Below are 8,554 nucleotides of genomic sequence, written 5' to 3'. Positions count from 1 at the left end.
CATCGAGTGGCACCGGGTCGAGCGTGCGGGGGGCCGGCTCGGCCAAAGTCGGAGGCGCGGGCGGACGTGGGCGCGGGTCCGGGACCGGTTCGGGCGGGCGCGGGACCGGCTCGACGAAGGCGCCGGGTAGCTCGGGCGGTCGCGGATAGCTTGAGCGGTCGCGGGCATCTCCGGCAGTCGAGGCTGGCGAGGGGGGGGTGGAGCCGCGAGATCGGCGCGTTCGAGTGCGTGACGGGGTAAGCATGTCGGCCGGAACGCGGCACCGCCGGATCGTGCGGGCTCCGGCAGCAACGTCGTCGGTGCTTCAGGGTTCACCGGGAGCTCGCGCGGTTTCACCGGGCGCACCCAGCGGGTCTACTGGCGGCGACACGCCCGGGAATGCACGGCGACGCGCCGTACGCCCGGAGCGCTCGCCGGGGACTCGCAACCGTGGGGCAAACTAACGGTTGTGACCAACCATCCAGTGGGTGCTGTGGCTTGCGCACTGCTGGCGGCACTGTTGTTCGCGGTGGCTGCGGTCGCGCAGCAACAGGCGGCGGCCGCGGTCCCCGAGGGTGATTCACTCGTCCGGGCGCTACTGCGCAGCCCGCGTTGGTGGGCCGGAATAGCCGGAGATGTCGGTGGTTACGCGATGCAGGTCGCCGCGCTCGCGTTGGGTGCGGTGCTGCTGGTGCAGCCGATCTTGGTGAGCGCGTTGGTGTTCGCGCTACCGCTGGCGGCCAAGCTCAACGGCCGCCGCATCAGTGCACGCACCTGGGCGACTGCCCTCGCGCTCACCGCGGCCCTGGCCTGCTTCCTGCTCGTCGGCAACCCCTCCGCCGGCAATACCGATGCGCCCCTACATCATTGGCTGCTGCCGCTAGCCGTCTTGGCCGCCCTTATCGGCGCAGCCACGATCATCGGCCTCCGCAGCGCCGCCCCCGGCCGCCGCGCCCTCCTCCTCGGCGCCGCGAGCGGTTCGCTCTACGGCGTCGCCGCCGCCCTCACCTCCTACGTCACCACACTGTTCGAACACGGCCTCGCGGAGGTACTCGGCAGCTGGCAGACCTGGACCCTCGCCGCCGCCGGAATCACCGGCGTCTACTTGCAACAACGAGCATTCCAAGCCGGCCCCCTCGCCGCGTCCCTACCCGCGGTCACCATCGCCGAACCCCTCGCCGCAGCCTTCCTCGGCGTCACCGTCCTCGACGAACGCTTCCGCACCAACACCTTCGGACTCGTCATCACCGCCCTCGCAGTGGTCGTCATGTGCGCCACCACAATCCGCCTATCGAGCGCCCAAGCCACCACCTGATCCGGCATCATGAGTAGCGGGCTGTCAGCGATAGCCGCGCAAGCCGGGGGCCACAACGCGCTCGCACCCGCGTGGATCGAAGCGGTGCAGCGCGTCCACGATGCCCTGGTCGTCTCGACCACCTCGATGAACCGCCGCTGAATCCGTCCGTGAGGCGAACCGCAGTCAGGTTCGCTATGAGCGCGCCGGGACGTTGCAGTTGAGCGGTCAGCGGTCTGGGTTCCGCCGTCCTCGCAGCCAGCGCGCCCGCACCACGCTGTGAGGTACATCTCCGCCGAGTGCTGGAGAATTGCGCGCTACCGACCGGACTTGGTTATCATCGGTTAAGTGCAGTTTCTCCCTGGCCATCAGCCGCCGTATGACCTGACCTACGACGACCTCTTCCTCGTCCCTAATCGGACGGATGTCGCCTCACGGTTCGATGTCGACCTCTCCACCGTCGACGGGTCCGGCACCACCATTCCCATCGTCGTGGCCAATATGACCGCGGTCGCGGGTCGTCGCATGGCCGAGACGGTGGCCCGCCGCGGCGGCATCGTGGTGCTTCCGCAGGATCTGCCGATCAGCGCGGCCGCCGACACCATCGCGTTCGTCAAGAGCCGCTCGCTCACCGCCGACACCCCGGTCACCCTCGACCCGGAACGTTCGGTGTCCGAGGCCGTCGCCCTGATGCACAAGCGCGCCCACGGGGCCGTCATCGTGGTCGACGCGGGCCGCCCGGTCGGTGTCGTCACCGAGGCGTCCTGCACCGATGTGGACCGGTTCGCCCGGCTGCGTGACGTCGCGGTCACCGATTTCGTGCAGGCCCCCGCCAGCACCTCCCCGCGCGACATCTTCGAACTGCTCGACGCCAAGCACGCCCAGCTCGCGGTACTCACCGCCGAGGACGGCACGCTGGCCGGCGTGATGACCCGCACCGGCGCGGTCCGCGCCGGCATCTACCAGCCGGCCGTCGACAATCAGAGCCAGTTGCGCGTCGCCGCCGCGGTCGGCATCAACGGTGACGTGGTCGCCAAGGCCAAGTCGCTGGTCGACGCCGGTGCCGACGTGCTGGTGATGGACACCGCGCACGGCCACCAGGCCAAGATGCTCGAATCCCTCAGCGCCGTGCGCGATCTCGGCCTCGGCGTGCCGCTGGTGGCGGGCAATGTGGTGTCCGCGCAGGGCACTCGTGATCTGGCCGCCGCGGGCGCGGACATCATCAAGGTCGGTGTCGGTCCCGGCGCCATGTGCACCACTCGCATGATGACCGGCGTGGGCCGCCCGCAGTTCTCTGCGGTCGCCGAATGTGCCGCTGCCGCCAAGGAACTCGGCGTGCACATCTGGGCGGACGGCGGCGTGCGGCACCCCCGCGACGTCGCTCTCGCGCTCGCCGCAGGCGCATCCAACGTGATGATCGGCTCCTGGTTCGCAGGCACCTACGAATCCCCCGGCGACCTGCGCCTGGACCGTGACGGCAACGCCTACAAGGAGAGCTTCGGCATGGCGTCCAAGCGCGCCGTCGCGGCCCGCACCGCCACCGACAGCGCCTTCGACCGGGCGCGCAAGGCGCTGTTCGAGGAGGGCATCTCCAGCTCGCGCATGCGGCTGGACCCCGAACGCCCCGGCGTGGAGGACCTCATCGACCACATCTGCTCCGGCGTGCGCAGCGCGTGCACCTACGCGGGTGCCCGCAGCCTGGCCGAGTTGCACGAGAAGGCGGTGCTCGGCGTGCAGTCGGCCGCCGGTTTCGCCGAGGGACGCCCGCTGCCCAGCGGTTGGTGAGACACGCCGACACGGCACGACCACCGGCCCACGCGACTCGACGCGTGGGCCGGTAACATAGTGGTTGCCGGTCTCCGGCAGCACATCTTCGGCTTGCGAAAGGATCCAGTTGTCACCCGCGTCCGAGGGCGCAGCACAGGAGGGCTCCTCTACCGAGCCGGGTGACAAACCCGGCGTCCTCCTTCCCCCAGCCCCATTCCCCACCGTGCAGTTCCCAGTCCCGTTCGGCGGGTGCTGACGATGTCCGTCGCACTCACGGTGCTCAGCCTGCTGGGGTTCATCGCTCTCACGGCAGGCACCGCCCTCTTCGTCGCCGCCGAATTCTCGCTCACCGCGCTGGAACGCAGCACCGTAGAAGCGCACGCGCGCGACGGTGACGTTCGCGCCAGGATGGTCCGCCAAGCCCATCGCACGCTGTCGTTCCAGCTGTCCGGCGCGCAGCTCGGCATCACCATCACCACGCTGATCACCGGTTATATCGCCGAGCCCGTGCTCGCGCGGCTGCTGGATCCGCTGTTCACCGGAGTCGGGCTGAGCGACACCGCCGCCCGCGGCATCTCGCTCGCCCTCGCGCTGGTCCTCGCCACCTCGCTGTCGATGATCTACGGCGAGCTGGTGCCGAAAAACATCGCCATCGCCAAGCCGCTGGCCACCGCGCGCACCACGGCGCCGCCGATGGTCGCGTTCTCGGTGATCTTCAAGTGGCTGATCCATTTCCTCAACAACACCGCCAACTGGGTCGTCCGCAGGCTCGGGGTCGAGCCGGCCGAGGAACTGCGTTCGGCGCGGTCGCCGCAGGAACTCGGGTCGCTGGTGCGCACGTCCGCGCTGCGCGGTTCGCTGGACCAGCGCACCGCCCTGGTGATCGACCGCTCGCTGCAGTTCGGCGAGCGCAGCGCCGAGGAACTGATGACGCCGCGGGTGAAGATCGAGGCGTTGGACAAGCTGGACACCATCGCCGACCTCATCGACGCCGCCCGCCGCACCGGCTACTCCCGCTTCCCGGTGATCGACGGCGACCTGGACAACACCCTGGGCGTCGTGCACATCAAGCAGGCGTTCACCCATCCCGCGAACGTGCGCCGCACCATCCCGCTGCAGATGCTGGCCCACCCGGTGCCGATCGTGCCCGCCAGCCTGGACGGCGACGAGGTGCTCGAACGGATCCGCGCCGACGGCATGCAGGTCGCGCTGGTCGTCGACGAGTACGGCGGCACCGCGGGCATCGTCACGATGGAGGACATCATCGAGGAAATCCTCGGCGACGTCCGCGACGAGCACGACGAGGAAGAACTCGACGTGCGCCGGGTGGCCGACGGCTGGGACTGCTCCGGCCTGCTGCGCATCGACGAGGTCTCCCGCGCCACCGGATACGACGCTCCCGGAGGCGAATACGAGACGCTCGGCGGGCTCGTGCTCACCCGGCTCGGCCGCATCCCGGAGGCCGGTGACGAGGTCGTGCTGCCGAATCCGCGTTCCCAGCAATGGTCTTCGGGCGACCAGCCGAGCACCGGCGGCTGGATCGCGCGGGTAGAGCGCATGGACGGTCGCCGGATCGACCGGGTCCGGCTGCTTCCGGTCGCCCCGGACGACCTCGCGTTCCGGCAGCTGCAAGCCGAACCAGAGCAGGAGCACAGCCATGGGTGACCTCTTCGGTGTCCTGCTCACCGTGGTGCTGCTCGCCAGCAACGGCTTCTTCGTCGCCGCCGAATTCGCCCTGATCTCCGCGCGCCGCGATCGCCTGGAAGCGCTCGCCGCACAGGGAAAACGCAACGCCGACATCGTGATTCGGGCAGGCGAGAACCTGTCGATGATGCTCGCCGCCGCCCAGCTCGGCATCACCATCTGCTCGATCCTGCTCGGCCGCGTCGGTGAACCCGCGGTGGCCCACTTGCTGGAGGGGCCCTTCGATTTCCTCGGCATGCCCGAGCAGTTGCTGCATCCGGTGGCGTTCGCCATCGCCCTCGCCATCGTGGTGGTGTTGCACATCCTGTTCGGCGAGATGATCCCGAAGAACATCGCGCTGGCCGGGCCGGAACGCAGTGCGCTGCTGCTTGTTCCGGTGCACCTGATGTGGTTGCGGGTGGCCCGTCCACTCATCGCCTTCTACAATCTCTGCGCGAACCTCACGCTGCGGATGCTGCGGATCGAGCCGAAGGACGAGCTGCAGGCGACCGTCTCCTCGGTGGAACTCGCTGAGATGATCGGCGAGTCGCGTTCGGAGGGCCTGCTCGACGAGGAGGAACACCGCAGGCTCACCCAGGCGCTGGGCACCAGCGAGCGGGTGGTCGCCGATGTGATGGTGTCGCTGGCGACGACCAGGACAGTTCCGTTGCGCGGCAACGGAACCACGCTCGGTGACATCGAAAGCGCGGTCGCCGAGACCGGGTTCTCCCGTTACCCCGTGCGTGCGAGCGACGGGTCGCTGGTCGGCTACATGCACGTGAAAGACGTGCTGGACAAGGTCGCCGATGAGAACGCGGGGCCGACGACGCCCATCCCGCGCACCGACATTCGGCCGTTGCCGACGTTGAGCGTGCACACACCGCTGTACGAAGCGCTGGCCAGATTGCGCCGGACGAACAGTCACCTGGGTCGCGTCGTCGATGCGCGCGGCAACACCACGGGCATTGTGGCGCTGGAGGATCTGGTGGAAGAGTTCGTCGGCACCGTCCGCGACGGGACGCACCGGATCGTCGAATGAGCGGGTCGGAGGTTGCTGTCCTAGCCGAAGCGCAATGGCGCGCACAGGCTGCGGAGCATCTGGATCGGGTGGATCGGCTGGTCGGTCCGTATGTCGAACGGCGGGCCGCGGGGTCGTCGCATCCGGTGATCGACTTTCTGTTCACCTATTACGGGCACAAGCCTGCCCAGTTGCGGCGCTGGCATCCGGGATTCGGCGTCGGACTGGCGGGAGCGCGCGAATACGACGGTGCGCGGGGGTACCACCGGCTCGCGGCGGGTTCTTCGGTTTTCACGGCGGACCCCGGCTATCTCGCGCGCCGTCGCGACACCATTCAGTTCATCGCGAACCTGTTGCGCGCCACCGCATCCCGGCCCGCGCAGCTGTCCTGCTTCGGGTTGCACGAATGGGCGATGGTGTATCGCACCGACGACGTCAGGCATCAGCAGGTGCCGCTGCGACTCGGCCGGTCCGGCACCGACGAGGTCGTCGAGTCGATGTCGCTGCGCTGCACGCATTTCGACGCGTTCCGGTTCTTCACTCCCGATGCCGTGGGCCGCAATATCGAGCCGTTGACTCGTGCCGATCAGGTCAGCCGGGAACAGCCAGGGTGTCTGCACGCGAATATGGATCTGTACAAGTGGGGTTTCAAGCTGGTCCCGCTGATCCCATCCGCATTGATTCTGGACTGCTTCGAATTGGCCTGTGCAGCGCGTGAACTCGATATGCGTGCTAGTCCTTATGATCTGGCCGAGTACGGGTACAAACCGGTACGCATCGAAACACCCTCCGGGCGCGCGGAATACGTGCGGTCCCAGTCCGCGTTGACGGAGCGATCGGCGGAGTTGCGGCGAGTGCTGCTCGAGGCTTGCGAAGACCTGCTCGCATACGACGCGGCGAAGCTTCTTGCGGACTGAACCCCGCACAGCTAGCGCCCGCTGATCCCCACTCATATTTTCGCCCAGCCAGTGGCCCACCCCGACGCGCAATCTTTGCCCATCGAAACCCACGCCCTGCGCACCACGGCTCGCGGCCCGCACCTCGCGCCCTGCGCCTTGCACCCCAGACGGTGCGCCATGCCGATAACACCGCCCTGACCAGCTAGTTCATCGGGTTTCCGCAAAACCTCCCACATAAGTTAACGGTAGTTACTACTATTCAGTCAGTTCCCCGCGCTGTCCCAGTCAGCGGAGGGATGACAGAAGCAACACCCGATGAAGGTTGGGGAGTCCGACGATGCGCTCATTGGCGAGCCTGCGGCGTTTCAAACCATTGGCCCTGGTCACGGTCGGCCTTGCAGCCGTGTTGATGCTGCCCACCAGCGCATCGGCCGACCTGCAATCCGACATCCAGAACGCGGTCCAGGAGTTCCTGGACGTCGGCCGCACCTCGGTTCCCCGGGCTGACTGCGGGCCGGGCTCGCTGCCGGAGAACGGTATGCAGGGCGACGTCACGGCGGCCGACCGAGACAGTGGCCGCAGCACCCAGGGCTATCGCTGCAACATGTCGTTCGTGGGCGGGTTCGCCGGTCGCGGCGCCGGCATCACCTCGACCAGCTTCGAGCACTGCTCCTACATGGGCTCCTTCTTCCCCGGCGACCTGATCAGCGAGGGCCGCGGCGTGCAGGTCGTCGACGCGTCGGACCCCGCGAACCCGCGACCGACCGCCAACCTGACCGAACCCGCGATGCTCGCGGGCACCTGGGAGAGCTTGAAGGTCAACACCGCACGCAAGCTGCTCGTCGGCACCGGCGTCCCGGTCGGCACGGGCGTCGGCTACCTGTCGGTCTACGACATCTCCGACTGCGCGCATCCGCGGCTACTCAATCCGGGCCCCGGCACGAATATGCTGATGCCGCTGCCGATTACGACGCACGAGGGCGGTTTCTCCCCCGACGGCAACACCTACTGGGCCTCGGGCATCGCGCCTGGCTTCGTCAGCGCGATCGACCTGTCCGATCCGGCCAACCCGCACGTCGTCTGGCAGGGCCTGACCGGGATCGAGGCGCACGGCTTCGGCATCAGCGCGGACGGCAACCGGATGTACATCTCCGCGCTCGGCGGCTTCACCGTGCTCGATATCAGCGCGGTGCAGCGCCGTGATCCGAACCCGCAGGTGTCCCACATCGGCCGGGTGTTCTGGACCGACGGCTGGGCGACCCAGCACAGCATTCCGGTGACCTACAACGGCAAGCCCTACCTGTACACCGTCGACGAAGGCGGTTCGGGCGGTGTGAAACTCATCGATATCTCCGACGATACGAATCCGAAGGTCGCCACGAAGATCAAGCTGGAAATCAACCTGCCGCAGAACCTCGACAGCAATATCGGTTCGTCCATGGGTGGTTCGGCCTTCGCCTACGAATCGCACTACTGCACCGCCGACCGCCGGGACAATCCCACGGCTCTCGCCTGCGGCTGGATATCCTCCGGTATCAGGGTTTTCGATGTGCGCGACCCATTCAACATTCATGAGATCGCCTACTTCAATCCACCGGCCCGCACCGGTCAGAACCTCAGCCTCTGGAATTCACCGCACGCGCTCGCATCGATCATCGGGGTTCCGCTGATGAGCGCGCCGCCCGCGATTCGCGCGGTGCTGGAGGGGCAGTTCAATCCGTCGGACGCGCTCACCCCGCGCACCGGCAGGCTCGCCTTCGGCGACGTCTCCACCGACTGGTGTCTCTCGCCGCCGGAATGGCGTGGCTCGCAACTGTATGTCACCTGCTCCGACAACGGATTCATGGTGTTGCAGCTGGAGAACGACGTGTATTCGCCGCCGGCGGACCAAGAGTCGATCGTCGGGTCGTAGCG

General features: G+C 67.8%; 7 protein-coding genes. All 7 read left to right on the top strand.

What is annotated here, in order from left to right; all coding sequences use genetic code 11:
- The first annotated feature begins 448 nt into the window (after positions 1-448).
- The 7 genes from DBO33_RS20300 to DBO33_RS20275 all read left to right on the top strand — a co-directional run bounded on the left by DBO33_RS20300 (position 449) and on the right by DBO33_RS20275 (position 8,552).
- A complete protein-coding gene (locus tag DBO33_RS20300) occupies positions 449-1,294 on the top strand; it encodes a DMT family transporter (protein ID WP_107656456.1) in 846 nt (281 codons plus the stop codon).
- Between the two features lie 9 nt (positions 1,295-1,303).
- Positions 1,304-1,435, top strand: a complete 132-nt coding sequence (locus tag DBO33_RS44440) for a hypothetical protein (RefSeq protein WP_267897888.1) — start codon at positions 1,304-1,306, stop codon at positions 1,433-1,435.
- A 186-nt stretch (positions 1,436-1,621) separates the two neighbouring features.
- Entirely contained in the window at positions 1,622-3,058 is a 1,437-nt protein-coding gene (locus DBO33_RS20295; RefSeq protein ID WP_107656455.1) for a GuaB1 family IMP dehydrogenase-related protein, read from the top strand.
- A 240-nt stretch (positions 3,059-3,298) separates the two neighbouring features.
- Entirely contained in the window at positions 3,299-4,705 is a 1,407-nt protein-coding gene (locus DBO33_RS20290; RefSeq protein WP_107660432.1) for a hemolysin family protein, read from the top strand.
- Positions 4,698-5,762 (top strand): hemolysin family protein, encoded by a 1,065-nt coding sequence (locus DBO33_RS20285; protein WP_107656454.1) that lies wholly within the window; start codon positions 4,698-4,700, stop codon positions 5,760-5,762. Before DBO33_RS20290 ends, DBO33_RS20285 begins: the two co-directional genes overlap by 8 nt.
- A complete protein-coding gene (locus tag DBO33_RS20280; protein ID WP_234390939.1) occupies positions 5,759-6,658 on the top strand; it encodes a 3-methyladenine DNA glycosylase in 900 nt (299 codons plus the stop codon). Before DBO33_RS20285 ends, DBO33_RS20280 begins: the two co-directional genes overlap by 4 nt.
- 319 nt (positions 6,659-6,977) lie before the next feature.
- On the top strand, positions 6,978-8,552 hold the full coding sequence (locus DBO33_RS20275) for an LVIVD repeat-containing protein (protein ID WP_107656453.1): 1,575 nt from the start codon (positions 6,978-6,980) through the stop codon (positions 8,550-8,552).
- Positions 8,553-8,554: the final 2 nt, after the last annotated feature.

This window comes from Nocardia suismassiliense (assembly GCF_900269665.1).
Taxonomy (GTDB): domain Bacteria; phylum Actinomycetota; class Actinomycetes; order Mycobacteriales; family Mycobacteriaceae; genus Nocardia; species Nocardia suismassiliense.
The sequence above is the reverse complement of the archived record's forward strand: the minus strand, read 5'-3'. Positions and strand labels throughout refer to the sequence as shown.

Coding starts and splice junctions, on each gene's coding strand:
- DBO33_RS44440 (WP_267897888.1), top strand. CDS start 1,304: ATGAGTAGCGGGCTGTCAGCGATAGCCGCGCAAGCCGGGGGCCACAAC.
- DBO33_RS20285 (WP_107656454.1), top strand. CDS start 4,698: ATGGGTGACCTCTTCGGTGTCCTGCTCACCGTGGTGCTGCTCGCCAGC.
- DBO33_RS20280 (WP_234390939.1), top strand. CDS start 5,759: ATGAGCGGGTCGGAGGTTGCTGTCCTAGCCGAAGCGCAATGGCGCGCA.
- DBO33_RS20275 (WP_107656453.1), top strand. CDS start 6,978: ATGCGCTCATTGGCGAGCCTGCGGCGTTTCAAACCATTGGCCCTGGTC.
- DBO33_RS20290 (WP_107660432.1), top strand. CDS start 3,299: ATGTCCGTCGCACTCACGGTGCTCAGCCTGCTGGGGTTCATCGCTCTC.